This is a genomic window from Pseudoalteromonas sp. S3260 (assembly GCF_005886925.1).
Lineage (GTDB): Bacteria > Pseudomonadota > Gammaproteobacteria > Enterobacterales > Alteromonadaceae > Pseudoalteromonas > Pseudoalteromonas tetraodonis.
Map to the genome: position 1 here is coordinate 1 of NZ_PNCV01000235.1, position 247 is coordinate 247.

The 247-nt window shown below is 63.2% G+C and carries 1 protein-coding gene; it reads left to right on the forward strand.

Annotated features, from left to right (window positions below):
• The coding region (locus CWC14_RS18295; protein WP_138564308.1) for a S1 RNA-binding domain-containing protein at positions 1-247 on the forward strand (247 nt) is incomplete at both ends.

Below are 247 nucleotides of genomic sequence, written 5' to 3' on the forward strand. Positions count from 1 at the left end.
CGGCAGTCACCCAGTTCGGCCTGTTCGTGCGTCTGGATGCCTACTACGTCGAAGGCCTGCTGCACATCTCCTCGCTGCCGTCCGACTACTATCACTACGAGGCCGAGAAGCATCGCCTCAAGGGTGAGCGTGCCGGCGTCAGCTATGGTCTCGGCGATGGCGTCACCGTCCAGGTGGCCCGTGTCGACATGGATGAGCGCAAGATCGACTTCATGCTCAGTGACCCGACGCCGCGCCCCAAGCGCAA